Consider the following 25664-nt stretch of genomic DNA (forward strand, 5'->3'; position numbering starts at 1 on the left):
TTCCTCCTTTATTCTGGTAAAAATTCATTCGTAAATGCCTCTTCAGCATTCAGCTTTTCCTCTAGCAAGTCGTGGTTGTACATCCATTCAGCATAGTTGCTCCAGACTTGTTCATTTTGGACACCCCACTGATCTGCATCTTCCTTATATTTAGGCGACAGCCATTCTTGACTGGCTTTTACTAACTCAGGATCGAGGTCCGGCACAGCTTCAATGAGAATCTCAGCCGCCTGTTCGGGCTTTTCAATTGCATATTCGTATCCTTTTGAGACAGCAGCCATAAAGGCTTGTACGGTTTCGGGGTTCTCATTTATCATCGATTCGCTCGTCGTTAATACAGGTGTATAATAATCCAGTTTCTCAGAGTAGTCCGTTAGGTATTGCATATTAAGCTCTTGCCCGCGAAGTTCTGCTTCCACACCTGTCCATCCGTAATAAATCCAGGCAAAATCGATGTCCCTTTCCACGGCCGTGAAAAAGTCCGTATTTCCCATATTTACAATTTCAACCTCAGATACGTCAGCATTTTCTTTCTGCATAAGAGAAGAGAGAACCGCTTCTTCAACTGGAGCTCCCCAGCCTCCGTACGTCTTTCCTTCGTAATCAGCGGGAGAGGTAATATTTTTGTCTTTGGGTGACGCAAAACCTGAGGTATTATGCTGAATAATAGCTCCAATCGATACCACAGGAATGTCCTGAATACGAGCTTCTGTCAGTGTTTCTTGAGCACTGATGCCAAAGTCGGCTTTTTGGGAGGCGACGAGCTGATCGGCACCCGCTTCACCTGGAAGCATAATTTCTACATCCAGCCCTTGCTCCTTAAAAAAACCTTCCGCCTGAGCCACATAGATACCTGTATGATTGGTATTAGGAGTCCAATCAAGTACCAGTTGAACCGAATTCGTTTCCTCTTGCTTCGCTGCAGCTTCTTCGCTGTTGCCGTCATTGGATGAGCACGCCGTTACTAACAAAGCGACTGTTAAGATGGTGATTAATTTTTTCAATTGATTCCCTCCATATTATATGTTCATCAAAGAGATTAATAGAAAATAGGGAGAATCGGCGAAGGTAAAACCAGAGCTTAATCCATACAAAAAAGCACCCTGGTACCATACCTAGGGTGCATATATAGTAATCGATCAGAAATATCGGCTACTTATGTTTCCTACGCTGGTATCAACCAGTTCAGGTTCTAAGGGTCAGTATCATAAAAGGATACAATCTCAACCAGCTACACTGGTCCCCCTACATTCAAACTATTCAATTTGATGAACAACGTTATACTATTAACTTTGCCATAACGTAGTAGATTAAGCAAGTATCCTAAGCCTATTCCTAGTAAACAGATAGGTTTTTTATGTTAAAATAAAAGAAATCGCTATTACAGAAAGGAAGTTCCTTTTTATGAGCAAAATTTATGTGCTCCACGAGAACGATGAGTGGACCGATCACTTAACCGAACGTTTGGAAGAATTAGAGCTGCCATTTGAATTATGGCATCTGGATCAAGGTACATTAGATTTAACAGAAGAGCCGCCGGAAGGCATTTTCTATAATCGGATCAGTGCATCCTCTCATACGAGAAACCACCGCTATGCTCCTGAATTTACAGGGGCGGTCCTTTCCTGGCTGGAACGCCATGGTAGAACGGTCGTAAATGGAACATCAGCGCTGAACCTTGAAATAAGTAAAGTGAATCAATACATGGCACTTAACCAACAAGGGATCCGCACTCCAAAAACCATCTCCGCGGTTGGAAAAGAGAATATTTTACAAGCGGCAGATAAGCTCGGAATGAATTCATTTATCACAAAGCATAACCGCGCTGGTAAGGGACAGGGTGTGCAGCTGTTTCATTCTAAAGAAGCACTTCAGGAGTATGTTGAAGGTCCTGGGTTTGAAGAGCCTGTTGATGGAATCAAATTAATTCAACAATATATTGAGGCACCTGAGCCATACATCGTACGTCATGAGTTCGTGAACGGGAAGTTTCTCTATGGAGTGAAAGTGGACACATCCGAAGGTTTTGAATTGTGCCCGGCTGATGCGTGCTCGATTGAGGACCAATTCTGCCCGACCGATGCAGAGAAATCACAGGAAAAAGCAAAATTTGAAATTCTCGACAATTACCGCCCTGCGATTATTGACGACTTCGAAGCTTTTCTGCAGTCTAATAATGTCCAAGTGGCCGCTATCGAAGCTATTCAAGATCAAGAAGGTAACTTATACGCTTACGATGTGAACACGAATACGAATTATAATTCCGATGCAGAAGAAAAAGCCGGCGTATACGGAATGCTTGAGCTTGCTAAGTATTTAGGGAGCCTGCTGGATCCAGTACGCGTTTAATAAAGAAAGCCATTTTCCTCAGCGGAAAATGGCTTTTCTAAATAGAGATTAGTTTAATGGCGTTTACTTAACCAGAGAACTCCTGATTTAGCAAGCCTTGGTAGTACTCCGGTCATCGGTTTTTGCAGCATGTTGCCAAATCCATCATTCTTACCAAGAGAACCTAAGGCACCTTTTAGTTTAACCTCGCCAGGAGGCTCCGGCACACGGCTTTTAAGAAAGGCCAATATGACTTCCGCTACTTTCTCACCTTGCTGCCCTGCTAATTGAGCGCTTGGAGAGTGTTCGGCAGATGCGCAGTCCCCGATCACGTAAACATTTTGGTGGCTTGGAACTTGGTAATAATCATTTACAATAACCTTATGTTGAACATCTTTATCAAAAGGGAGCTCTCTAACCAGGTAATTCGGCTGAACACCTGCTGTCCAGACCGTAACATCATTCATATAGCAAAGACCGTTATTACATACACCGTCTCGTTCAACGTATTCCACATTTGCGTTGTGAATGACCTCCACATCGTGTTCATGGAACCATTTTTCTACATACTTCTGGATTTTATGGTCGAATGCTTTTAGTACCGTTTCACCACGATCGAGTAAACGAATGTTTAAATCAGAACGGCTTTCACGTACTTCAGAAGCCACTTCGATACCGCTTAATCCCGCTCCGACAATCGTCACTTTACCGTAAGCTCCCAAATTATTAATGGAGTAGCCGGCACTTCTGGCTTGGGAAAAAGATTGTACACTTTCGGTAAACTCCCGGGCGCCTTCAATTCCGTGATAGTTGTCCTCACATCCAAGTCCGATTACAAGATAATCATAGTCGATGTCATAGGCGAAGTTTTTCATTAGAACCTTTTCGTTTTCCACATCAATTTTTTCGATCTCGTCGAATACATACTCCACTTGATCATGTTCTGGAAAATCCACCCGGGCATGACGATCTGATTCAGTACCCGCCGCGATCGTGTAAAATTCTGTTTTTAGTGAATGGTAGGGGTTACGGTCAACGACAACGATATGTACATCTTTTGGTAAATCATCTAAAAGACCATGTAATATATTGAGACCACCGTATCCGCCGCCTAATATGACTAACCGTTTCATGCATCAACACCACCTTTTTAAATTCATTCTCAGCTGCTCACGTTTAGGTGCAACACCGATTTATGTCGAAAACGCTTACGGTTTTCTTACTATATTTAAGATTATCAAAATTCTATCGGAAAAACTAGAAGAAGTGAGCAATTCGTGACAAGTTTCACGAGTTCCTCTTATTTTGCGAAGATCACTCTTAAATATCATAATAAATAGTAGAGCTGTTAAATCACCGTATAGCCTATTACAGATAAGCTCCCATTATTTGAAGACTCGATTCCGAGACATTTGTTGAGCGGAAGGTCCTCCGGGGGACGATTCACTTTCCGTGGGCATGTGCTGAGCCTCTTCAGGGCTTCGCCTTCCGGGGTCTCACCGATCATGTTCTTCCCACAGGAGTCTTCATCGTCCCCCTACGGACCTTGCTAAATAGGGAGCTCGAAATCCTCTTCAAAGATACCTGATAAATGAAGATCGTTAACCTGGGAGCGATGTTAAATTTCTAACGTATTCAATGTGATAAATAAACCCGCTATATAAGCATTTAAGGATGATTCAGGACGCTTACTTCTCTTATAAAGGGGACCGTATTACCCGGTATTGGCTGGGTGGCAAAGGAAACAAGAAGACTCCCGCGGGAGAGGGAGCTAGGCGTGACCCCACAAGGAGTGAAGCGACCGAGGAAGGCTCATGGTAAAAGGAGGATCGACTAAGGTCGCCACGTCCTGTGGCAACGTCGAACGACCCTGCGTCGTGCAGGGCCGTGGAAAGCGAGCCGGTCCCTGGAGCCCCTTTCTCCACACAATATCTCGAAACTGAGTCTTTCACAATCCGGACTTTTGGTGGAAGAGGTTCTTCTTAAAATCAATAATAACTTCTTTTAAAATAGCAAGATTAGATTAGTCCTTGAGTCAGATGGAGTGCAAATGTCTTTATGGCAGGGAGAAGAAAATGGTAAGGTAATTACATAAATCAGCGTAGAAAGGAATTCTGCATGAAACACGTACATAGTGACATTATACAATTTCGGGGAAGTCATTATAATTTTGGCTATTATCAGGGTGAGTTATTAAGAAATTCATGGTCTGTTAAAAATAGAGAAAAGCAATGGAAAGTGAGAAAACCTCGTTTTACCGTAGAAGAACAAGAGGTGAAAGAAGCCATCATGCGTTTTGCTCCAGGCATATGGGATGAACTTCTTGGACTTAGAGATGCTCTCGGCTGGTCGATGGAACGTATTATGAAGGAGTTTGGCGGCTATCGAGTAGACTACAAACGGTCCGGCTGTTCCATCATGACGGGGGAAGGTTATTTCATTCGAAATTATGACTATATGCCAAAAACCTATGAAGGACGTTACTCTCTTTTTCAGCCTTCAGACCAAGGTTACGCCATTATTGGACCGACTCAAAGAATTACAGGACGCATGGACGGCATGAATGAAAAAGGACTGGTACTCGGCTATAATTTTATGCACCGGAAACGTCCGGGAGATGGATTTATATGCTGTGCAATCGGCCGGATGATACTCGAATCCTGCTCCAGTGTTGAAGAAGCGGTGGGTATGCTTAAAGAAATTCCACACCGTCATTCATTCAGCTATACCGTTTTTGACCGGAGCAATCAAACGTTCGTGGTAGAAGCATCACCTAGAGGAGTAGAGGTGAGACAGTCGAATGTTTGTACCAATCACTTTGAAATTTTGACCAAAGAAAATCGGAATCATCTTGTTGATTCTAAGAAGCGGGAAAGTGCGATCAATACAAACCGTAGTTCCTTGCAGAATGCGGAAGAAGCGTTTGAGTTCATGAATGGAACTACAAGAGGCGTGTTTTCCAAACTATACAGCAGCTGGGCCGGTACCATTCATACGGCAGGGTACCTTCCACAGGAAATGAAAGCCTGGTTTTCACTTGGAGGAGACCAGCCGCCAGTAGAGTTTGACTTTAATCAATGGCTGCGCGGGGAAGACATCCATCAGGAAAAGATTAGAGGAATTGTCGATACGGATATTCCGTTCGCCCATATGGAAGATGGGGCTTACTGGACAGGTAAAAAATAAGGAAAACCTTCTGCTTACATGAGCAGAAGGTTTTTTATAATATCTTCATCCGCTAAACTTAAAGAAAGTAAAAAAGGAGAGAATTTATGAAGAATGTAATCGTTTCCTGGAGTGGAGGTAAGGACAGCTCCCTTGCTCTGTTTAAAATGCTGAATGACCCAAATATTAAAGTGAATGGTTTATTTTCCACCGTTTCTTCTGAAAGCGACCGCCTGCCGATGCATGAAGTTAAGCGAACCTGGCTTACTAGGCAGGCGGAAGCGATTGGTCTGCCTCACTACGAATTAGAATTGCCTTCACATGCTTCGAATGAAATTTATGAAAGAGAGCTCCATAACCAGTTTGAGCAGTTTGAAAAACAAGGAGTTCAGTCCATCGTGTATGCTGATCTATTCCTTGATGATATAAAGAACTACCGTGATGAACTACTGAAAAGGATGGGAGTGCAGGGTGTTTACCCACTCTGGGGTATGAATTCTGTTGAAATCGCGCATGATTTTCTAAGGCGAGGGTTCAAGGCAGTGATTACGACGGTAGATACAGATCAGCTTTCTGGAGAGCTTGTGGGTCATATGTACAATGAAGATTTCTTAAGACAGCTTCCAGCATCCGTGGATCCTTGCGGTGAATATGGAGAATTTCACACATTTGTTTTCGACGGACCTATCTTTAATCAACCGATCTCTATAAAAACTGGGGATTCTTTTTCGACTATGAATGAGAGGTTTGTTCATATAGAGCTGAATGAATAATTTAACCAAGTCTTATGAATGGCCAGCCTTCTAACATTCTTGCCTTCATTAAACGGTTTGGTTTGTCCTCTTGTTTTATCATTGTTAGAAGAATAGCGGTATATAAATTATGGTAGGATGGTAATGATATCAGTTATTAATAATTTTATTATGGAGGTTACTATGGAAGATTTATTAAAAATGACAGGCAAGAATGTAGTGATCATGGGTGTAGCGAATAACCGGAGTTTGGCCTGGGGTGTCGCCCAGTCCCTTTATAAAGCAGGGGCAAACCTCATCTTTACATATAGAAAAGATCGTTCCTATACAAAGCTAAAGAAGCTGCTGGATGAGAATGAAATGGCAGCGGCAGCGGTCGTTCCCTGTGATGTAAATAATGATGAAAGCATCCAGGAAGCCTTTCAGGCGATTGGAGAAAAAGTAGACTGTATTCACGGGGTGGTACACTCCATTGCTTTCGCACACGCGGAGGACTTAAAAGGTGAATTTCTGAATACTTCAAGAAGCGGGTTTGCCTTTGCTCAGGATACAAGCGCCTATTCGCTAATTGCTGTAGCAAAAGCAGCTCATCCTTATATGAAAGAAGGTGGCGCGATAACAGCAATGAGCTATCTCGGAGCTGAACGTGTAGTAGAAGGATACAATGTAATGGGAGTGGCAAAAGCATCGCTCGAATCTACTGTAAAATATTTAGCCGCAGATTTAGGAAAGCATAACATCCGTGTGAACGCTCTTTCAGCGGGCGCGATCCGTACTCTTGCAGCAAAAGGAGTCCCTTCATTTAATGAAATACTCCACAAGATTGAAGACACTGCGCCGCTTCGCAAAAATGTAACCAAGGAAGAAGTTGGAGATATGACGCTTGCCATGATGAGCCATCTTTCTAGAGGGGTTACAGGTGAAATTGTATATGTAGATTCAGGTTATAACATACTTGGATAGCTTAAAAAAGTCCGATTCTCCATTGAGAATCGGACTTTTTATGTTTTAGATTTTTTAAGATTCAAAGGAAGTTATTTATTGGAAATAAAACGTTTCATACTTCTAATTTAGGGAAAGAAAGCATTAGACAAGGAAATAAGACGCAGGACAAAAAGTACAGAATGGAGGATCAGTAAGATGCAAAAACAACAGACCATTATTGAAGAATCTCTAAAAGCTTTAATGGAAGATGAATCGTTCCTGCCTGATCTCCAGGCTCAGACACGTGAACAGGCTTTTAAATCACTGGTAGCTTTACTATCCACCCCAAATCATATACATAAATCCTTTTTGAGGGTGTCGCTGGATGATAACACGATCGTTCGTATTCCAGCATTCCGTGTCCAGCATAGTGATACAGTGGGACCTTATAAAGGTGGAGTTCGATTCCACGAATCCGTAAATGAAGGAGAAGTGTCGAATCTGGCCAAGCTGATGACATTGAAAAATGCACTCCATGAGCTTCCTTTTGGCGGCGGAAAAGGCGGCGTGGTTATCAAACCTCAGGAGTACAATATTAGAGAGCTTAATCTGATCTGTAAGAAATATGTGCAGTATTTTGATGATATCCTAGGTCCAGATAAAGACATTCCCGCCCCGGATGTAGGCACAGGAGAAAGAGAAATGGATTGGATGATGGGTGAATTCAAAAACATTCATCCTGGTCAACCATACCGCAACAGTTTTACAGGAAAGAGTGTAGTTAACGGTGGATCACTGGGAAGACGTGAAGCTACCGGCAAAGGGGTTTACTTCACATTCCGTTATATGATGCACAACTTTTTAAATGAAAATAAAAAGTGGTTGTCCGAAACCGATAACGTTTTTGCAAATACGGCTTTAACTCATCATGATCGAAAGCTGAGCGTGGCCGTACAAGGATTTGGTAATTTGGGTTCTGTCGCAGCCCTTGAGGCTTATCAGTGCGATTATCTTCAGAACAAAATTGTAGCGGTCAGCGACCACAATGTCATGCTTTACAATAATGATGGACTTGATATACCTGCCCTCATCAAGTTCACTGAAGAATCAGATGGAGAACTTCCAACAACGGAAGAAGAACTGGAAGAGCATGAAGTTAAAGCAGAGATCAGAGAGCGTGATGAACTGCTGGAATTGGATTGTGACGTTCTACTGCTTGCTGCCCTTGAGGATCAAATTCACGAAGAGAACATGGACCGGATACAGGCTTCCATGATAATAGAAGGCGCAAACGGTCCGATTACCGAAGATGCTGATCGATACCTTGCTGACAAAGGTGTATTAATCGTACCGGATATTCTTGCGAACGCCGGCGGGGTCATTGTTTCATACTATGAATGGATTCAGGGACGTGAGGCGCAATTCATGACAGAGGACCAGGTTTATGAGCGTTTATTTGATAAAATGAAATATACAATGGATACGATCTTACCGCAGTTCTTTGGGGACCCATTTCCGCTTAGGCAGAATTGCTACATTCACTCGGTCATGAAATTATCCACCATTATGTACCGTCAAGGAAAACTGTATTAATGAATCAATAAAAACCAGCCACATTTTTGGCTGGTTTTTATTTTGAACTTTTTAAATTAAACTTCCACAAAAATAAATGAGTGGATGGTTACCCTTCGTAGGTTCAATTAGGGCCTTCACCTATAGCAAGGTGATTGATTTAAAAATCGAAGGTTCCTTTCTCTCTCAGATTGCTGCCATCAGCAATTCTGCCTATGCCTAAGTCCACGAATCCCCTCTTCTACAATTGAGAACTTATCTAGTAAACTATAGATTTATCAGGGCTGTTCATCCTAATAGTTGATGATTTAAAGACAAGGAGGTATGGAAGTTAGGGTTGACGAAGATACAACTGAAAATAGAAAAAGGAAACCAAATCAATGGTTAATTCGTATAAAGGGTAACGGGCTTTGCATCACTGCCGGATTATTTTTTGAAGCAGGCAGGACCGACTAGGATATACAGTGGCGTGCAAATCAATTATAGTTAGATTAACAGCATCTGTACTTGCATTCAGGAATACAAGGGGAACACAAGTACAGGTCAATGATAAGGGGGAGAAAGTTGGATAAATTGAATAATATTCGACCACTACCAAGTGGTAAACAAAAAAAATACCTTGGCTTAGCAGGAAAAATTATTGGGGTTTTACTTTTTCTGTTGCTGCTGCTTTGGCTTTCCCTGAGCTGGCTCACCGATTACATATGGATGGATTCGCTTGGGTTTAAATCCGTGTACACAACTATATTCAGTACGAAGATCTTACTGGGCATCATTGGATTTATTGTGTTTTTTGCACTGACATATGTGACGCTTTCCTTAATACGCAAAGGATATGGGCGTTATTTCGAGCGAACTGAACTTCCCTCCGTTATCCGTGATAAGAAGTGGGGGCGTCTGATCAGTCTTGGAATTTCTGCATTGATCGGCCTGTTCGGGAGCAGTATTGTTCAAGGAGTGGGCTGGGAATTATGGCTGAAATTTTTGAACCATTCTTCCTTCGGGGTAACCGACCCCCACTTCTCGATGGATATATCTTTTTACATGTTCGTATTGCCATTTATTAATTTTACAGTAAATGTTCTTATGGGCTTAGGAATCTTTTTACTTCTTGTGCAAATCGGTTTCTATTCAGCTTTTCAAATGTACCAGAAAAGTCGTTTTGCTCAGCTTCACATGGGTATAACGCTCGGAGTTATTGCTCTTCTTTTAGCTTTACAGCATGTGTTAGCTCCATTCGGAACACTGCTGACCAATCAAGTAAACATCTTTCAAAATAGTACGGTGTATGGATTAAGTTATACGGATGACGTCATTAACATACCCGCTTCCTATGTGTTGGCGGGAGCAGCCGTAGTTGGAGCGATCTGGATAGTAGCTGCTTTAATGAAAGGCAAATACAGAGCGATGCTGATTCCTGTTATTGCTTATATAGGAATTGCACTGCTCAGCCAGGCTGCTTCAGTGATCGTTCAGAACTATGTCGTTTCTCCGAACGAATTCTCAAAAGAGACTCCTTATCTTGAGCATAACCTCAAATTTACAAGGGCGGCGTATGACTTAGAAAGCATTGAAGAACGTCAGCATCCAGGAAATGAAAAACTGGATCAATCGTTGGTCGAAAACAATCAGCTAACGCTTAATAACGTAAGAATCAATGATGCCAGACCGATTCTTGATATTTATAATCAACTGCAAACATTCAGAACTTACTATGAATTCAATGACATCGACATCGACAGATACCAGGTGGATGGAGAATACCAGCAGGTTTTCCTTGGAGCTAGAGAGTTAAACACGTCGGACCTTCCGTCACAGGCTAAAACATGGGTGAACGAAAACTTAAGATATACCCATGGTTACGGTATAGCTATGAGTGATGTGAATAAAATCACACCTCAGGGTCAGCCTGAATACATGCTGAAAAACCTTCCTTCACAAGGGGTCATGGACATCACACGTCCCCAAATCTATTTCGGTGAAGAGAATTATCAAAATGTAATTGTGAACAGTGGTGTAGATGAATTTGATTACCCTTCCGGTGAGGAAAATAAGTCCACCCGCTTTGAAGCCGATACAGGAATTCCGTTATCAGGTATAAATCGGTTCCTGTTCAGCTTGGAAGCTGGATCTTTCAGGATGTTTGTATCCGATCAGGTAACAGGCGAAAGTCAGCTGCTTGCTGAACGTAACATTATGGACCGAGTGGAGAAAATCGCTCCTTTTCTACAATATGATGAAGATCCATACATCTTTGTTCGGGATGACGGAAGTCTTTCCTGGATGCTTGATGCTTATGTAACCGGCGAACGGTACCCTTACTCTGAACCGCATCAAGGCGAAGAGAACTACGTACGTAACTCGGTAAAAGTAACGATTGACGCTTATACAGGCGATGTAAACTTTTACGCCGTTAATGCTGATGAGCCGCTGGTTCAAACGTATCAGAAGATGTTTCCAGAGCTCTTTACAGAAGAGATCCCGTCCGATGTTCGGTCTCATTTCCGTTATCCCGTTGATTTGTTTAAAATACAAGCATCCATGTATGGCACATATCATATGACAAATTTGGAAGTATTTTATAACCGGGAAGATTATTGGGAGTTTCCTACGGAAAAGTACTTTGATGAGGATATAGAAATGGAGCCATACTACATCACAATGAAACTTCCAGAGAGTGATGAGGAAGAATTCGTGCTTATGACTCCTTATACTCCAAGAAATCGTCAAAATATGATTGCCTGGATGGGAGTAAGAAACGATGGGGAGAACTACGGTGAAACATTTGTCTACCGTTTCCCTAAACAAGAGAATGTCTATGGTCCGCAGCAAATTGAAAATCGAATTAACCAGGACAGTAATATTTCTCAGCAATTGAATCTCTGGTCTCAGGGCGGTTCGGAAGTTATTCGAGGAAATCTGCTTGTTATTCCGATTCAGGATACAGTGCTGTATGCTGAGCCGATCTACATTGAATCTTCCAACGAAACGTCCTTGCCTGAAGTGAAGCAGATCATTCTGGCTTATGGGGATCAGATTGTAATGGAACCTACATTTGATCAGGCGATCGAAAGTCTTCTTGCTCGAACCGATCCGGACGTTGAGCCGAGTGAAGGCGAAGAAGAACAGCCTGAAGGAAATGAAAACACTCAGGATTTAATTGAATCAGAACAAAAACTTCAGGAGATTTCTACTTTATTTGATGAATATCAAAATGCGTTATCCAATGGAAATTGGGAAGAAGCTGGTTCAATTATGAGTGAAATAGAAAGTATGTTAGGTGAAACTGAATAACGATTAATTATACAAAAAGGTGCTTTCCATTATAAAAGGGAAGCACCTTTTCCTTTTGCACTGTTAACTTTTGGGATGGGAAGTCTCATCATTTAATGATATTTGGTGCACGTACCCTCCAGTAGGAGAAAACGGGATGGACTGAGGTCTTACAAAATGCTTATACAGTATCAACTAATCTTTTCTTTGGGATGGTCTTTAAAAAACTGCCAGTTTACTCCGTCCAGCCAAAATTGTTCAAACACTGAACTCAGCTGCCGTCCCATTCTTTCATCATCCACCCTCAGCAGGATTTCATCATTTTTCCGCTCGGCATTATAAGTGAAGTTATAAGAACCCACTAAAGCATGCATCTTGTCAGCAATCAGCATTTTAATGTGCATTGTTCCATCGTGGGTATTGGTACGGACGGCAACCCCGTGCTCCGTGAGTTCCTTAACATTTTTAATCTGTGCTTCAAACGATTTTACCTGTTCCCGGTCAGTAAACACTCGCACCTTTACGCCTCGTTTAGAGGCTTGAATCAGCTCAGCTGTTATGTTGTGGTTGGAAAAAAGAAATATGGCTACATCAATGGTTTTCTTAGCATTTTGGATGGTTTCTATAATCTCTTTTAAAGGAGAGCGCTCCGTCTTGGATAAAAAATAAGCGAGGGAATACGTCTCTTTCTTTTGCTTAATTGTCCACTTATACGTAATATAAGAGCTTGCCAAGATGGAGCATCCGGCGGTTATTAGGATTTCCATAGAGTTCCTCCTATTCTTAATCCATATGTATGTGAACCCATTTTTGTCCTATTCAATCCGCCTTATGTGACCAAGTGAATTTCAATAGTCCTTAACGAGAATAAATTCAACCGAGTACACTCAAATTAATAAAAAAGGAGGAAGTGTTCATGTCGAAGGATTCACAAAACGTTCACTCAGAGGTTTCACCGCATCCTAATGGGAAGAGGGAAGGTATAATCAATGATTCTAAAGGATTGCAGACGGGTGTCACCCTGGATGCGAAGCGGTCTTGGAATGAAAAAGAAAAAGAATTGAACTTGCAGCCCGATGAAAAAATAAGATCGTTTAAACAGCATATGGAAAGCATAGCGGGTAAAGAAGATTAGCGGGTTAGAAACCCAAAAAAAGCTCACAGCCATAGCTGTGAGCTTTTTTATAAGATCTATTGTTTCTGAATCAGCCTGTATTACGAAGACCAGCTGCAATACCACTGATGGTCAGCAGAACTTCGGTTAGTAGTTCATCATCCTGATCTTCCGATGCACGCAGTTCTTTAATCAGTTCCACTTGAAGGAAATTCAGCGGATCGACGTAAGGGTTACGCAGACGTACGGATTCTTTGATCGTCGGCTGATGAGTGAGTAATTCTTCGTCCCCTGAGATTTTCAGGAGAATTTCTTTTGTTCGCTCGTATTCGTCAACGATGTTATTGAAGATTCGTTCGCCAAGCTCCTGATCATTAACTAGCTGCGTATATTCTTGTGCGGTTTGAATATCCGCTTTGGTAAGGGCCATCTGTAAGTTGTTGATGGTGGAGCGGAAGAACGGCCAGTTAATATACATTTGCTGAAGCTGTTCAAGTCTATCATTATTATTTTCAGCGTAGCTCGCCAGACCAGAACCAGCTGCATACCAGGCAGGAATCAGCTGACGGTTCTGAGACCAGGCGAAAACCCATGGGATCGCACGCAGGTTTTCGAATTTGGAACTGTCTTTACGTTTCATTGGACGTGAACCAATATTCAGCTCGCTGATTTCTTTCAATGGCGTGGCTTCGTTAAAGTAGGTCAGGAAGTCTTTGTCGCCAAATACTAAGGATTGATACTTTTTCAAGGAAATTTCAGCAATTTCTTCCATTGCCTGTTCCCATGCGTCTTCACGGTTGTGCGCTTGTTCGGATTCCTGGGAAACATTGGCTGCCCCTTCGAGTAAGGTGGATGCACCTTGCTCCAGACTGCGGTACGCAATATCTTTTATCAAATAGCGGGAGGAAAGAACTTCCCCTTGTTCGGTAATTTTCACACCATCACCCAGTGTTTCTTCCGGCTGGGAAAGAAGGCTTCGGTTTAGTGGACCGCCACCGCGGCCCAAGGAACCGCCGCGCCCGTGGAAGAATTTCAATCCGATATTATATTCGCGGGCCATTGTATGAATTTCCTGCTGGGCTTTGTATAGTCGCCAGTTAGCTGTTAATGTACCGCCATCTTTACTGCCGTCTGAATAACCAAGCATGATTTCCTGATGATTATTTCGGTGCTTAAGATGTTTCGCATAGACATCCATCTCAAATAACGACTTCAGAATTTCAGGTCCAGCTACGAGGTCATCAACGGTTTCCAAGAGGGGAGCCACGTTGATATTGCTTTCCACCGTTCCATCAGCATGCAGGCGGTAAATGCCGGCTTCTTTAGCAAGGACGAGAACTTCTAACAGGTCGCTTGCCGATTCCGTCATACTGATCAGGTAAACTTCAATGGAGCGCTTCCCGAACTCAATATGTGCGTTACGGATCATTTGAAAGACGGTAAGCATTTCCTGGGTACTGTCTGAATAATCTTCGTTTAATAATGAAATAGGACGCGGGTCCTTCAATACGTTTTGCAGAACCTCAATTTTCTTGTTTTCAGGAAGTTCGCTGTAATTATCTTCAATACTTACTTTTCGCAACAGCTCGTCCACTGCTGATTCGTGTTCACCGCTATGGTTCCGTATATCAAGAGTTGCTAAGTGGAAGCCAAATAATTCAACCTGACGAATCAGTTTGCGCAGTTTTTTCAATTCGCGTCTGGCTGGCTGATGAGTTTTGGCGCTTTTCTGAATCTGATAAAGATCTTCAAGCAGTTCATCAGCATAATTGTAGCCAAGATCTGATTGACCGACCTGGCGCAAACGTTCCAGAACGATAGCAAATTTACGGCGGTAAATTTCTTTTTCTACGCGCCATTTCTTCCCTTTAGGGAGCAGTGGCTCTTCTTTCTCTATGGAGGACATTAATTCGTCTGTAACCGTTACTTGCGCAGAAGAATGACTGAAACGCTTCATTAACTCTACAAGCACTTCTTCATACTTGTTCAGGACAAGGTTACGTTGCTTCTGTAAAGTCTGCCACGTAATATCAGGGGTCACGTTAGGATTTCCGTCACGATCGCCTCCAATCCAGGAACCGAAACGAAGGAAATTAGGCACATCCCAATCTTCTTCCGGATAATTCTCTTCGAGACAATATTCTAGTTCCTGATGAATTTCTGGAAGCACATCGAAAAGCGTTTCATCAAAGTAATAGAGGCCGTTTCGCACCTCATCCATTACAGTCGGCTTACGATCACGCAGTTCATCAGTCTGCCATAGCACACTGACTTCGTTTTGAAGACTGTCCCGCAGGCTGTCTCTTTCATTCTTAGTAAGCTGAGGATTATCCAGCTTCTGCAAAATAGTAGCGATTCTCTTCTGGATTTCTAACACGGTTCTTTTGGTAGCTTCTGTTGGGTGTGCGGTAATAATTAGTTCAAGAGAGAGATGATCCAGTACTTTTTGAATCACATCTTTTGAAAAATTGTTTTTCTTTAGATTTAGCACGGCGCTTTCTAGAGAGAAAGGCTGAGCTCCGTGATCTTCTCTTAGTTGATACTCGCGGCGTCTGCGGATACGGTGGTTTTGTTCAGCTATGTTAACGAGGTGGAAATAAATTGAGAAAGCCCGGATCACCTGAGATCGCATAGGAGGCTTGAGGTTTTGAATTTCTTCTTTCAGTTGATTATAAGTAGATGTACTGTGATTGTTTCGAAGATCTTTTGTCAATTGACGAATGGTCTCGACTTTGTTTAATAACTCTTCTCCGCCGTGATGGACAAGTAGATTACCTAGCATTTTACCAAGTTCACTAATGTCCCGGCGTAAGGGAGTTGTATGATCGTTTGTTTTTGGCTGATTAGTCACACTTTCACCTTCCTGTAATTACATTTATTTTATAGTTACTTGAAAGTTACCTTATGTTTTCATAATGTTATCAGAATAATGTGCATAGTCAAATACTTCGAACCGTAACGATGACAGTAGATGGAAGGATTTTGGACAGGGTTAAATTGGTAATAGTATATAATATAAGTAATGTAAGCGTTATCTTTTGAGGGGAGGGAAGAAGGACCTATTTCTGTAATTTTTTTTAAGAATGAGTTACAAATGGTTTGCTTATCGTTAAAAAAAGGAAAGAAATGTTATTATAGTGGCAATCAAATTATAGGAGGATCTCCATGTCTGTACAATTAGTACTTGATTCCAAGTCAACATTAGGTGAAGGTCCAAGCTGGGACTCAGAAAAGGAAGTTCTATATTGGGTAGATATTGTCGGGAAGAAGATTCACCGATATGATCCCGTCCAACATGAAAATACGACGGTAGAATTGGAGCAGTATCCTGGTACCATTCAACCGCGAGAGGAAGGCGAAGTCATTCTTGCGCTCCAAAATGGCTTTTACTTTTATAACTGGATGTCAGAAACGCTGGAGCCTATAACCGATCCGGAGAATCACTTGCCAGGCAATCGGTTTAATGACGGCAAATGTGATCCTGCCGGAAGGTTTTGGGCAGGGACTATGAATTTAGAGGAAGAGCAGGACAAAGGAGCTCTCTACAGGCTGGATACTAATCTTGAAGTTACAGAGAAGCTGAATGGACTCAGCATATCCAATGGTCTGGCATGGTCACCTGATCATGCGTATATGTATCATATTGATACGCCCACCAAACAAGTAGTGCGATACGACTTTAATATGGAGACAGGGGAAATTACCAATCCAAAAACCGTGGTAACCATTCCAGATGGTCAAGGGTCGCCGGATGGCATGACCATTGATGAAGAAGGGATGCTATGGATCGCTCATTTTGGTGGAGCAGGCGTTTCCAGATGGGACCCTGAAAACGGAGAACGTGTAGAATTCATCGAAGTGCCGGCTGTCAATGTCACATGCTGTGTATTTGGCGGTAAGGATATGAATGAACTCTATATTACGACAGCCAGAAAAGGTATGAGCGAGGAGGACTTAGAGAAGTATCCGGAAGCAGGAGGACTGTTTAAATTAAAAACAAAAGTCCGTGGCCTTCCGTCTTATCCATTTAAAGGGTGAAGGCTGGAAAAATTAAAAAGGGAAGCTTCCTAGTATGAGGAAGTTTCCCTTTTTTTGTGCGAGAAGTACGGATCCCACTCCGTTCGCAATAGACTCATTTCTAATAGGTTCCAAAATGATCCGTTTACTTTCCGGTGGTCTCTAAGAAGTCCATCTTTTTTAAAACCGGCCTTTTCATAACAGCGGATCGCCGGGTGATTAAAATCGAAGACACCAAGGGCCACCTTATGAAGCTTGAGATCCTCAAAAGCAATAGCTGTAACCTGGGCAATCATTTCTTCTCCGATTCCACGGTTTTGATGTCCTGGACTTACCAGGACTTTACCAATTCGAGCAGATTCATTTTTATTATCGATTCTTCCTAAAGAAATGTGGCCGACCACTTCTTTAGATTCAGAATCCCATGCTTTATATACGATGCGATCAGGCTGACTGGTATAGGAGTCGAGCTGGTTGTGATCTAGAGGAAATTGAAAAATGGGACCTCCCCATTTCATTAGGAAAGCGGCTGTAGGAATCCAGCCAATCAGCTGATCATAATCTTCGTTTGAGAAATTCTGTAGTTCTATCAACTTGTTCCACCTCTAACTTTTTGTATTTCCTTCCTTCTCTTGCCTTTTTAAATCCTTCAAATATATCTATTCCAGAAAAAACGACCACGGTTATTATAACCGTTAATCGGACCCACTGAGTTAAATTCGATAAATCGGACTGGAGAGCTCCTTCAAGCTCTTGGACAGCGGCTGAATTAAACAAATCCGGATGGCTGAGCATCAGGCTTAAAAGAATAACCCAAAGCACGTTATACAGCGTATTTATAACAGCCAGTTTTATTGTCCACTGCTTTAAGACCCACTTATAAATAATTAAAGCAAGAGAACTTCCTGCTAATAAAGCAATGTATGGCCAAAAGGAACCCAGGATTTCTTCGTTAAATACCGTGGCGGCCTTATTTAAACCTTCACTATTTTCCTGCTCGTATATAGCAAAAAGACTGGAAGCATTCAGATAAACCGTTACTCCAACGGCAGTCCAGAGAAGTCCTCCTGCCAGTTCCCAGTTCGATATCAATCGTTTCTTTGGAATGGCTGGCTTATTCTTCAACTGATCTGGAGTCCAAGCTTTTCCGAAAGGTTCTTCCTCTGATTTCGTGGACCGTTCGACAATAGCAAAAACAACTGTAATCCAAAACACAGATTGAATTCCGGCAGATGCTGCCGCAAACAAGGTTTGAATGAAAATAGATAGAATAATGGAAAGCATACTTGTTTCACCAGAAAAAGAAAGAATCTTTTCAGCAACTACGGAGATGACAACAATGATCATAATAATAGGAAGAACGAGCTTTAAGACGTTCAAATACTGATCATATAAGGCCGGACCAATTAAATAGGAAGGACGATCACTATAGCGTCTGGCAAGTACAGCCGGGTCGCCCAGGTTCGTCAACACAGCTCTTACATCTTCTTCTGATGGATGCTCAGGAAGCATATCCTCAATAGTTGATTGAAGTTCGAGAGCAACATCGTCCTGCATCTTATCCGGGAGTCTTCGAGTGACCTCGTAAACGTACGGTTTAATTAAGTCCATCCTTTTCCTCTCCTTGTAACAAATTATGAAGTTGTAAAGAAGTTCTTTCCCATTCTGCTTTCAGCTCATTAAAGATCTCCTGACCATAATCACTCAGCACGTAATATTTTCTAGGCCGGCTTTCCGTCGTATCCCACGTACTGGTTACTAATTCCTGTTTTTCCAGTCGTCTGAGCAAAGGGTAAAGGGTACTTTGATCGATAACAATGCCCGAAGCTTCCAAGCGCTGAACAAGTGAGTATCCATACTGAGGAGCCTTTAATTGACTGAGCACAGCAAGTGTCAAAGAACCCCTTCTCATCTCAGTAATTAAGGAATTTAATAATTTACTCAATGAGCCACCTCGCTCTCTCTTTATAGTGTATATCATACACCATTGTATGACGTATAACAATAAAATTATTACGGCGTCTTGAAAGGTAAAACCCATTCGCTTTAAAGTGGCAAATTTTTTTAGTTTCTAACAGGAGCTATTCAATGATAAAGTAGATAAGAAGTTTAAGATTAGAGGAAGGAGGGAGTCTAGTGGCTGACCAGGAAAACAACGAAGTCATAGATGAAGCATTAGGAGAGAAAAACATTCGACGGTTAGAATTTCGTGGTGGAGTATTTGCTGCAACGATTCCTTTGGTGTTTTTCATTATTTGGGCGATTACCTTGAGTATAACGGAACTGGTAACGGAGCAATCCCTTGTACTTGGTATGGTTATCGGGATAGCCATTGGTTTGTTTTTCTGTAAATCCCAGTGGGCAGATTATGCTCAAAGCTTATTCTCAGGAATGGCTCAGCCCGTAGGCGTGATTGCTGTTATCGCTTGGTTTTGGGCAGGGATGTTTGCGAAGTTACTTTCGGCCGGAGGACTCGTAGATGGCCTGATTTGGTTTGGATTTCAGACAGGATTAGAAGGTGGTGCGTTTGTAGCCATTACTTTCTTGTTGTCGGCTCTGTTCGCAACAGCCGTAGGTACAGGTTATGGTACAGTAGCTACGTTTGGCGTACTGATGTATCCGGCAGGTGTTATTTTAGGAGCAGATCCCGTAATATTACTTGCCGCTATCTTAAGTGGTGCAGTGTTTGGAGACAATCTGGCTCCGGTATCTGATACCACCATCGTATCTGCGACTACTCAGGAAGCAGATGTTCCTGGGGTTGTTCGCTCAAGGTTCAAATATTCTATAACAGCTGCTATTCCGGCTCTTATTCTATTTATTATCTTTGGTGGCGGTGGAGAACAAGGAAGTACAGAAGTTATTAACCAACTGCAGGCGCAAGTAGCTCCTGACGGGTTGATTATGCTCCTGCCATTCATTCTCGTACTCTATCTGGCATTGAGCGGACATCACTTGCTTACCTCATTGACATGGGGAATCGTCACTTCTATCGGACTTATTGCTATCTCAGGTGTCTCTTTAACAAAAGTTCTTCACATTTATAAAAATGATTCTGGAGATGCTGTTGTGGAGGGAGCCTTAATGAGTGGGATTGGCGGCTACTTTAATATGGCCATCCTTATTCTATTAATCTTGGCTGCCGCCCATTTACTTGAGGTAGCAGGCACAATGGAAGTTATTAAAAATTTCTTCCTTGGTATCATTAATAATGTGGTGCGCCGAGCAGAACTTTCGATATTTGGGATTGTAGCTTTTTTGAATATGTTTATCACAATAAACACGGCTGCAGAAATTGCTGCTGCACCATTTGTCAGAAAGCTTGGCATAGAGATGAACATCCATCCATACCGCAGAGCCAACTTCCTAGATACGGTGACTTCATCATTAGGCTACATTTTCCCGTGGAGCGGTGGAGTGCTTCTCGCATGGGCTACGATTCAGGGAGCTGCGGAAGAGTATGACTTCCTTCCGGTCGTGGGTCCAACAGAAGTCTTTCCATATGTGTTCCAGGGCTGGGGACTGCTCATCGTTATGTTTATCGCAGCCATGACTGGCTGGGGACTACGCTATAGTGGAAAAAATGGGGAAGAAGTTAAACCAACAAAACGTTCGTAATAGAAAATCCTCCCTGAGCGGTTTGCCGCAGGGAGGATTTTTTTATTGGATATGAGCTTTTGCCTCTTTCATCTGATCTAAATGACGAAGCTCGTGCCAGCCGATAAATTCCACCCACTGTTCGAGGTTCAGGTCGCCGAAAGAGGGATGAGGGAAAGCACGGTTCTGCAGCGTTTCCTTATCCTTATTATGAACTAGAAAATAAGTGGCTTCACGAGTATGTTCCAAACCCTTCTTCGCATCTTCTAACGTATTAAATTCACCTTTTGGTTTCAGGGGTTGAGGTGCTTCCACTTTATAATCACGGTTGGTTGTCTTATGAAGCGGCTTTTCATTTACCTGCTGCTCATCCCCCTGTTTAATGGCCTGATTCATCTGATGGACAATCATTTGCTCCATTAAGTACAAATGTTCCAATACTTCTAAAATAGACCAGGAATTTTCATCCGGTTTCGTGCGTGCTTCCTCGTCAGATACCTCTTCAACAAAAGCTAGTAATTCATTTCTCTTTTCATCTATTCCGTACATCGTGTAACCATCCTTTCCAAGTATAGGATATTTCGAGTCTACCATATGTAATGGCTTATTTTCCTCTATTAAATTTATTAAAAAGGGTGTCTGAGATTGTTTTCTCCTAACAAAAAGGACAAGTTCCCTAAGGACTTGTCCTTCTATTATAATTTAAGACCACTTCTGCTTTTGAATCTTCTGAGAAGAGTATGACTTTCCACGCGTGTGATTCCTTCTAGCGCATACAGCTCATTGTTAATAAAAGACTCCAGTTCTTTAAAGTCCTTCACTAAAACGTGCATATGTAAAGTACTAGGTCCTGTCATTTGATAGCAACTGGCTACATAGGGGTTATTAGCCAAATTCTCTGCTACTTCCACTAAAGAACGGGGTTCACAATCTACTTCAAAAAATGCTGATACTTTTTTTCCTACTTTTTCACTGTTAACAACTGCGGTAAATTTTTCAATAACTCCACAGTCAATTAATTGATTGACCCTGGATCGGACAGCTACACGCGATAAGTCAAGTGCTTTTCCTATTTCTGCATAGGATAAACGACCGTCTTCGATCAGCAATTCCAGAATCCTTTTATCGGTCTCATCTACTTTAAATTTTTGTTCTTCCTCCATATTAAAGCCACCTTATCAGACCTAAGAACGGTTCTGTGGGATTTTATCAATCTTGTGAAGCAAATTTTAGCATGTTCATGAGTCGCTTTCAAATAGCTGGATAAATTTAAAGAAAATATAGAAAAGAAGAAATTTTTAGAAAAAAGGGTTTTAATTTTCCGAATATTCGATTATAATCAACAACAATACAAAATAACGATTGTTAATTAAAAAGTATGATTTAATTAACTTTCGGATTATAAATTTTGTCTTTTCATTAAATAGTTAAATTGTTTTTACAAATCACTTATCCGGTGTATTCGGTTCAAGGAGGGAGGAGGATATAAATGATAGGGTTAATCGCTAAACGTTTTCTACAGCTACTTCTGCTTTTGGTTGGCATTTCGTTTCTAGTATTTATGAGCATGCATCTGGCTCCTGGAGATCCTGCTACTATCATTGGAGGTCCCACCGCAACAGAATCAGATCTAAGTGCTATTCGAGAAGAACTAGGATTAAATAAGCCAGTTTTAATTCAGTACTTTGAATATGTTGGAGGAGTTCTTCAAGGAGATCTTGGTTACTCTTTCCAGAATAATCAAGGAGTCGCTGAAGCTATAGCCACCAGGTTTCCTCAAACTCTGAATCTGGCCATTGGAAGTATGATAGTTGCAGTGATAATTGGAGTGCCTGCAGGAATTATCTCAGCCATTAAACAAAATTCCTGGTTTGACTTTTCCAGTACTACAATAGCATTAGCCGGGATATCTATACCGAATTTCTGGTTAGGAGCTATGCTGATTCTCGTTTTTTCTGTCCAGCTTCAATGGCTTCCGGTAGGAGGATTGAGTGCACCTTTCTGGACGATAGAAGGAATAAAACAATTAATTCTGCCTGCTATAACACTTGGAACAGCATCTGCTGCTATGATTGCTAGAATGAGCCGCTCAGCAATGCTAGAAGTCATTCGTGCAGATTACATACGGACAGCTAGAGCAAAAGGTGTTCATAATAACACAGTTATCTGGATACATGCATTAAGGAACGCCATGATTCCTGTTATTACAGTTATAGGATTGAATTTTGGCTTTTTATTAGGTGGAACGATTATTACTGAACAGGTCTTTGCTATAAATGGAGTAGGCAGACTTATGATCGATGCTATTGCTGCAAGGGATTTTCCAGTTGTGCAGGGCACTGTTTTATTAGTAGCTACTTTATTTGTAGTAGTTAACTTAGTGGTCGATATCGTCTACGCATTTGTTGATCCAAGAATAAGTTACGAGTAGGGGGGTGAAGATTATGGCAAGTTCGGAATCCATAGCGGAAGAAAGAATAAGCACAAAACCAAAACATCAAAAAAAAGAAAAGGTTTTCGTTAAGACTATAAAACGTTTATTAAAGAACAAGTTAGCCGTTTTCGGATTAATTGTCATATTTATTCAGTTTATTTTAGCCGCCTTCGCTCCCTGGTTTGCAAGCTATGATCCTGTTCAACAGGATCTAATTAACGCGGAGCTTGGCGTTGGGGCAGAAGGGCATTGGCTGGGGACAGATAATTATGGAAGGGATGTGTGGTCAAGGCTTGTATTTGGTGCCAGGATTTCTCTTCTTGTGGGGATTGCTTCTGTCTCTCTCGGATTAATAGGCGGAATTGCTCTAGGTTTGTTGTCAGGCTACTACAGAAAGCTTGACGGAGTTATTATGAGGCTCGTTGATTTGCTATTTGCGTTTCCTGGAATCTTGCTAGCTATGCTGATCATAGCGATGCTTGGGACAAGCTTAGTAAACGTAGTCATTGCGATCAGTATATGGTCCATTCCTACCTGTGCAAGGATTGTACGCGGCAGTGTTTTGTCGGTTAAAAAACAGGAGTACATCTTAGCTATGAGATCAATAGGAGCGAGTAATACCAGAATTTTAATTAAGCATATTTTACCTAACTGTATGGCTCCTATTATCGTATTTGCAACTATGAGGATGGCAACAGCTATTCTATCCACTGCTGCATTAAGCTTCCTAGGTTTAGGGGCTCAGCCTCCAACACCCGAATGGGGAGCTATGATTGCTACTGGACAGGATTTCATGTTTACCTCTCCTCACTTAACGGTCATACCAGGCATAGCTATTATGTTAGTGGTTTTTGCATTTAATGTGGTAGGAGACGGGTTGCGAGATGCTCTAGACCCAAACATGGAGTTAGAAAATTAATAATGGGAGGTTATTATATGAAGAATATCAGTATTAAATGGGGAACTTTATTTTTATTAATCGTTATAGTATTAGCAGGGTGCAGTAGTTCTGCATCGAATAATGAGGGGGCTGAAAATGGAGGGGACTCTGAAGCAGCGCAAGAACTTACTTATGCTACTACCTCTGATGTAGTAGGTTTATCACCGATTGATACAAATGACTCGGTATCTTCAGCAATGATTGAACAAGTCTATGAAACACTGTTTATAAGAGATCCAGAAACAATGGAAATAAAACCTCATTTAGCGGAATCTTATGAGAATCCAGATGATAAAACATGGGTGATTAAACTAAAGGAAGACATAAAGTTTCATGATGGCACTCCATTTAATGCAGAGGCCGTGAAATATACCTTTGATCAATTTAAAAGTGAAGAGCGTGCTGCACCGAGAGCTTCACTTTTAGAGCCCGTTGACTCCATAGAAGTTCAAGATGAGTACACAGTAGTTATAAAAACAAAGGAACCATATGGTCCGTTGCTAGCTGCTTTGTCCCATACAAATGCTTCCATTGTAAGTCCTGAAGCGGATGAATCGGGAGACTTGAATCAAAACCCAGTAGGAACAGGTCCATTCGTTTTTGAAGAATGGGAGCAAGGTGATCACGTCACTCTAAAGAAGAATGAAGATTATTGGAAAGAATCTCCTCAGCTAAATACTGTGACAATGAAAGTGGTTCCAGAGTATTCTACTGCTGTATCCATGCTCCAGACGGGTGAAGTCCAGTTTGTAGATGCTATCCCGACTGAACAGCTGCCGCGTCTTGAGTCAATGGAGAATGTGGATGTTGAACAAAGAGAAGGAACGCCTGTTTATTACTTAGGTTTTAATATGAATAAAGAACCATTTAATAATCCAGAATTTAGAAAAGCAGTATCTCATGCAATTGACAGAGAAGCTTATGTGAACCAATTAAATGGTCTTGGAGTTAAGAATGAGAGTATCATTGGGCCGAAAGTGTTTGGTTACAACGAAGAAGCTAAAGATGCAGGATATAGTTATGATCCTGAAAAGGCGAAGCAGATTATTGAAGAAAATGGGTTCAAAGGTCAAGAACTCACACTGCTTGCAGCTAACAGAGATAGTTATATGAAGATGGCTGAAATTGTACAAGCTCAGTTAACCAACGTAGGAATCAATGCAGAAATTGAAACAATGGAATGGGGCACATTTTTGGATACTACAACGGAGGGTAATTTCGAAATGACTTTCCTTGGTTGGTCAAACAGTACAGCTGATGGAAGTGAATTGCTTTATCCAAACCTTCATTCTAATAATATTGGATCTTCTAACCGTATGGGTTATAACAATAGTGAGTTTGATAAGCTGGTAGAGGCCTCTCGTACTACGGTAGACCAAGAAGAACGAAAACAAAAGCTTCATGAAGCGAACATGCTGGCTATAAAAGACGGCATATGGATTCCTATGCATCATGGAGTAGTAACAGCAGCATATGATCAATCGGTAAAAGGTCTTCAACTAGATCCAACGGGTCAATGGTCGCTTTACAATGTCCATAGAGAGTAGG

21 protein-coding genes and 1 riboswitch are annotated in these 25664 nt (G+C 41.7%); of the genes, 12 read left to right on the forward strand and 9 right to left on the reverse strand.

The window, feature by feature from the left end; all coding sequences use genetic code 11:
* Positions 1 to 8: 8 nt before the first annotated feature.
* Positions 9 to 1004 (reverse strand): ABC transporter substrate-binding protein, encoded by a 996-nt coding sequence (locus BMZ06_RS14560; protein WP_089752980.1) that lies wholly within the window; start codon positions 1002 to 1004, stop codon positions 9 to 11.
* Positions 1005 to 1145: 141 nt separating this feature from the next.
* Positions 1146 to 1257: riboswitch (TPP riboswitch) on the reverse strand.
* Between the two features lie 147 nt (positions 1258 to 1404).
* Between BMZ06_RS14560 and BMZ06_RS14565 the strand changes: the two genes are divergently transcribed.
* The gene (locus tag BMZ06_RS14565) at positions 1405 to 2349 is read left to right on the forward strand and encodes an ATP-grasp domain-containing protein (RefSeq protein ID WP_089752982.1); all 945 of its coding nucleotides are present in this window, start codon (positions 1405 to 1407) and stop codon (positions 2347 to 2349) included.
* Between the two features lie 53 nt (positions 2350 to 2402).
* Here the strand turns inward: BMZ06_RS14565 and BMZ06_RS14570 are convergent, their stop codons facing one another.
* Positions 2403 to 3461 (reverse strand): NAD(P)/FAD-dependent oxidoreductase, encoded by a 1059-nt coding sequence (locus BMZ06_RS14570; protein WP_089752984.1) that lies wholly within the window; start codon positions 3459 to 3461, stop codon positions 2403 to 2405.
* Between the two features lie 985 nt (positions 3462 to 4446).
* Between BMZ06_RS14570 and BMZ06_RS14575 the strand changes: the two genes are divergently transcribed.
* The 5 genes from BMZ06_RS14575 (at position 4447) to BMZ06_RS14595 (ending at position 12035) form a co-directional block, all read left to right on the forward strand.
* Positions 4447 to 5514, forward strand: a complete 1068-nt coding sequence (locus BMZ06_RS14575) for a C45 family autoproteolytic acyltransferase/hydrolase (protein ID WP_089752986.1) — start codon at positions 4447 to 4449, stop codon at positions 5512 to 5514.
* Positions 5515 to 5600: 86 nt separating this feature from the next.
* Positions 5601 to 6266, forward strand: coding sequence for a Dph6-related ATP pyrophosphatase (locus BMZ06_RS14580; protein WP_089752988.1), 666 nt, complete (start codon positions 5601 to 5603; stop codon positions 6264 to 6266).
* A gap of 162 nt (positions 6267 to 6428) precedes the next feature.
* Positions 6429 to 7208, forward strand: coding sequence for an enoyl-ACP reductase FabI (gene fabI / locus BMZ06_RS14585; protein ID WP_089752990.1), 780 nt, complete (start codon positions 6429 to 6431; stop codon positions 7206 to 7208).
* A 177-nt stretch (positions 7209 to 7385) separates the two neighbouring features.
* Positions 7386 to 8762, forward strand: a complete 1377-nt coding sequence (locus tag BMZ06_RS14590) for a Glu/Leu/Phe/Val family dehydrogenase (protein WP_089752992.1) — start codon at positions 7386 to 7388, stop codon at positions 8760 to 8762.
* A 543-nt stretch (positions 8763 to 9305) separates the two neighbouring features.
* On the forward strand, positions 9306 to 12035 hold the full coding sequence (locus BMZ06_RS14595) for a UPF0182 family membrane protein (RefSeq protein ID WP_089752994.1): 2730 nt from the start codon (positions 9306 to 9308) through the stop codon (positions 12033 to 12035).
* A gap of 170 nt (positions 12036 to 12205) precedes the next feature.
* Here the strand turns inward: BMZ06_RS14595 and BMZ06_RS14600 are convergent, their stop codons facing one another.
* On the reverse strand, positions 12206 to 12781 hold the full coding sequence (locus BMZ06_RS14600) for a phospholipase D-like domain-containing protein (protein WP_089752996.1): 576 nt from the start codon (positions 12779 to 12781) through the stop codon (positions 12206 to 12208).
* Positions 12782 to 12930: 149 nt separating this feature from the next.
* Here BMZ06_RS14600 and BMZ06_RS14605 point away from each other — a divergent pair, with 149 nt between their 5' ends.
* Positions 12931 to 13149, forward strand: a complete 219-nt coding sequence (locus BMZ06_RS14605) for a hypothetical protein (protein ID WP_089752998.1) — start codon at positions 12931 to 12933, stop codon at positions 13147 to 13149.
* A gap of 70 nt (positions 13150 to 13219) precedes the next feature.
* On the opposite strand, the gene ppc is transcribed toward BMZ06_RS14605, so the two are convergent.
* Positions 13220 to 15979: a phosphoenolpyruvate carboxylase gene (gene ppc / locus BMZ06_RS14610; protein WP_089753001.1), complete on the reverse strand. Its 2760-nt coding sequence runs from the start codon at positions 15977 to 15979 to the stop codon at positions 13220 to 13222.
* A 314-nt stretch (positions 15980 to 16293) separates the two neighbouring features.
* Between ppc and BMZ06_RS14615 the strand changes: the two genes are divergently transcribed.
* Positions 16294 to 17166 carry an SMP-30/gluconolactonase/LRE family protein gene (locus BMZ06_RS14615; protein WP_089753003.1) on the forward strand — a complete coding sequence of 291 codons (873 nt, stop codon included), beginning with the start codon at positions 16294 to 16296 and terminating at the stop codon, positions 17164 to 17166.
* Between the two features lie 29 nt (positions 17167 to 17195).
* On the opposite strand, the gene BMZ06_RS14620 is transcribed toward BMZ06_RS14615, so the two are convergent.
* The 3 genes from BMZ06_RS14620 to BMZ06_RS14630 are packed head-to-tail and all read right to left on the reverse strand — an operon-like array spanning position 17196 to position 19090.
* Positions 17196 to 17738: a GNAT family N-acetyltransferase gene (locus BMZ06_RS14620; RefSeq protein WP_089753005.1), complete on the reverse strand. Its 543-nt coding sequence runs from the start codon at positions 17736 to 17738 to the stop codon at positions 17196 to 17198.
* Entirely contained in the window at positions 17701 to 18756 is a 1056-nt protein-coding gene (locus tag BMZ06_RS14625; protein WP_089753007.1) for an HAAS signaling domain-containing protein, read from the reverse strand. The genes BMZ06_RS14620 and BMZ06_RS14625 overlap by 38 nt, the downstream gene beginning before the upstream one ends.
* The gene (locus tag BMZ06_RS14630; protein ID WP_089753009.1) at positions 18743 to 19090 is read right to left on the reverse strand and encodes a PadR family transcriptional regulator; all 348 of its coding nucleotides are present in this window, start codon (positions 19088 to 19090) and stop codon (positions 18743 to 18745) included. Before BMZ06_RS14630 ends, BMZ06_RS14625 begins: the two co-directional genes overlap by 14 nt.
* Positions 19091 to 19281: 191 nt before the next feature.
* On the opposite strand from BMZ06_RS14630, the gene BMZ06_RS14635 reads away from it, so the two are divergent.
* The gene (locus BMZ06_RS14635; protein ID WP_089753011.1) at positions 19282 to 20763 is read left to right on the forward strand and encodes a Na+/H+ antiporter NhaC family protein; all 1482 of its coding nucleotides are present in this window, start codon (positions 19282 to 19284) and stop codon (positions 20761 to 20763) included.
* A gap of 42 nt (positions 20764 to 20805) precedes the next feature.
* Here the strand turns inward: BMZ06_RS14635 and BMZ06_RS14640 are convergent, their stop codons facing one another.
* Both BMZ06_RS14640 and BMZ06_RS14645 read right to left on the reverse strand, forming a co-directional pair.
* Complete coding sequence (locus BMZ06_RS14640) at positions 20806 to 21291, reverse strand: DinB family protein (protein ID WP_089753014.1); 486 nt, start codon at positions 21289 to 21291, stop codon at positions 20806 to 20808.
* Between the two features lie 146 nt (positions 21292 to 21437).
* The gene (locus BMZ06_RS14645) at positions 21438 to 21905 is read right to left on the reverse strand and encodes an Lrp/AsnC family transcriptional regulator (protein ID WP_089753016.1); all 468 of its coding nucleotides are present in this window, start codon (positions 21903 to 21905) and stop codon (positions 21438 to 21440) included.
* Positions 21906 to 22231: 326 nt separating this feature from the next.
* Here BMZ06_RS14645 and nikB point away from each other — a divergent pair, with 326 nt between their 5' ends.
* From nikB to BMZ06_RS14660, 3 genes are read left to right on the forward strand one after another with little or no spacing between them, the layout of a single operon-like run.
* Entirely contained in the window at positions 22232 to 23173 is a 942-nt protein-coding gene (nikB, locus tag BMZ06_RS14650; RefSeq protein WP_089753018.1) for a nickel ABC transporter permease, read from the forward strand.
* 13 nt (positions 23174 to 23186) lie between these two features.
* Positions 23187 to 24095, forward strand: coding sequence for an ABC transporter permease (locus BMZ06_RS14655; RefSeq protein WP_089753020.1), 909 nt, complete (start codon positions 23187 to 23189; stop codon positions 24093 to 24095).
* A 17-nt stretch (positions 24096 to 24112) separates the two neighbouring features.
* Complete coding sequence (locus BMZ06_RS14660) at positions 24113 to 25663, forward strand: glutathione ABC transporter substrate-binding protein (RefSeq protein ID WP_089753023.1); 1551 nt, start codon at positions 24113 to 24115, stop codon at positions 25661 to 25663.
* The last annotated feature ends 1 nt before the right edge of the window (position 25664 follow it).

This window comes from Halobacillus alkaliphilus (assembly GCF_900113125.1).
Taxonomy (GTDB): domain Bacteria; phylum Bacillota; class Bacilli; order Bacillales; family Halobacillaceae; genus Halobacillus; species Halobacillus alkaliphilus.

Coding starts and splice junctions, on each gene's coding strand:
- BMZ06_RS14565 (WP_089752982.1), top strand. CDS start 1,405: ATGAGCAAAATTTATGTGCTCCACGAGAACGATGAGTGGACCGATCAC.
- BMZ06_RS14570 (WP_089752984.1), bottom strand. CDS start 3,461: ATGAAACGGTTAGTCATATTAGGCGGCGGATACGGTGGTCTCAATATA.
- BMZ06_RS14575 (WP_089752986.1), top strand. CDS start 4,447: ATGAAACACGTACATAGTGACATTATACAATTTCGGGGAAGTCATTAT.
- BMZ06_RS14580 (WP_089752988.1), top strand. CDS start 5,601: ATGAAGAATGTAATCGTTTCCTGGAGTGGAGGTAAGGACAGCTCCCTT.
- fabI (WP_089752990.1), top strand. CDS start 6,429: ATGGAAGATTTATTAAAAATGACAGGCAAGAATGTAGTGATCATGGGT.
- BMZ06_RS14590 (WP_089752992.1), top strand. CDS start 7,386: ATGCAAAAACAACAGACCATTATTGAAGAATCTCTAAAAGCTTTAATG.
- BMZ06_RS14600 (WP_089752996.1), bottom strand. CDS start 12,781: ATGGAAATCCTAATAACCGCCGGATGCTCCATCTTGGCAAGCTCTTAT.
- BMZ06_RS14605 (WP_089752998.1), top strand. CDS start 12,931: ATGTCGAAGGATTCACAAAACGTTCACTCAGAGGTTTCACCGCATCCT.
- BMZ06_RS14615 (WP_089753003.1), top strand. CDS start 16,294: ATGTCTGTACAATTAGTACTTGATTCCAAGTCAACATTAGGTGAAGGT.
- BMZ06_RS14625 (WP_089753007.1), bottom strand. CDS start 18,756: ATGGACTTAATTAAACCGTACGTTTACGAGGTCACTCGAAGACTCCCG.
- BMZ06_RS14640 (WP_089753014.1), bottom strand. CDS start 21,291: ATGTACGGAATAGATGAAAAGAGAAATGAATTACTAGCTTTTGTTGAA.
- BMZ06_RS14645 (WP_089753016.1), bottom strand. CDS start 21,905: ATGGAGGAAGAACAAAAATTTAAAGTAGATGAGACCGATAAAAGGATT.
- nikB (WP_089753018.1), top strand. CDS start 22,232: ATGATAGGGTTAATCGCTAAACGTTTTCTACAGCTACTTCTGCTTTTG.
- BMZ06_RS14655 (WP_089753020.1), top strand. CDS start 23,187: ATGGCAAGTTCGGAATCCATAGCGGAAGAAAGAATAAGCACAAAACCA.
- BMZ06_RS14660 (WP_089753023.1), top strand. CDS start 24,113: ATGAAGAATATCAGTATTAAATGGGGAACTTTATTTTTATTAATCGTT.